Origin of the sequence: Desulfobulbus alkaliphilus (assembly GCF_016918545.1) — a bacterium.
GTDB classification, from domain to species: domain Bacteria; phylum Desulfobacterota; class Desulfobulbia; order Desulfobulbales; family Desulfobulbaceae; genus Desulfobulbus; species Desulfobulbus alkaliphilus.
The window spans coordinates 1-516 of sequence record NZ_JAFFQC010000146.1 but is presented as its reverse complement, the minus strand read 5'-3'; the positions used below and the strand labels follow the sequence as shown (position 1 = coordinate 516).

Sequence of the window (516 nt, the reverse complement as noted above, 5' to 3'; positions counted from 1 at the left end):
GTCCAGATCGTCGATCTCGACATCCTCGTAATCGCTTGGATCAAGGCTGAGTTTGGGATCAGCCATAGCGTTTGCTCTCCTTGGCGTTTGCGCGCCGCAGACTGATGGCTCTCAACGTCCCGTCTCGAAAGGTGAAAGCCAGCATATGCAGCCGCCCATCCAGCATACCATAGGCTCGCCATCGTTGCTCACCGTAATCTTGGCGGTCATCGGCGAGGATGTGGGCGGCGCGAAGATCGATCTCGCTCGCCCGCTCAAGCGACAGCCCGTGCTTCTCGCGATTGCTCGCATCCTTGCCTGGATCGAAGGCGACCTTCATTCAAAAAGGTCGCCGGGCACGGGTCCGGAGGAGGGTTGCGCCGGCGCGCTGAGGCCCAGATGCGCATAGGCCTTGGCGCAGGCCATGCGGCCGCGCGGCGTGCGCATGATGAAGCCCTGTTGCAGCAGATAGGGTTCGATCACGTCCTCGACCGCATCGCGCGCCTCGGCGATGGCGGCCGCCAAGGTGTCCATCCC

General features: G+C 62.8%; 2 protein-coding genes. Both read right to left on the bottom strand.

Going from position 1 to position 516, the window contains the following annotated elements; translation table 11 throughout:
• Positions 1 to 58 precede the first annotated feature (58 nt).
• On the bottom strand, positions 59 to 319 hold the full coding sequence (locus JWG43_RS20685; protein ID WP_066626794.1) for a BrnT family toxin: 261 nt from the start codon (positions 317 to 319) through the stop codon (positions 59 to 61).
• The coding region (locus JWG43_RS20680; RefSeq protein ID WP_275888501.1) for a Holliday junction DNA helicase RuvB C-terminal domain-containing protein at positions 316 to 516 on the bottom strand (201 nt) is incomplete at its 5' end. The genes JWG43_RS20685 and JWG43_RS20680, both read right to left, overlap by 4 nt.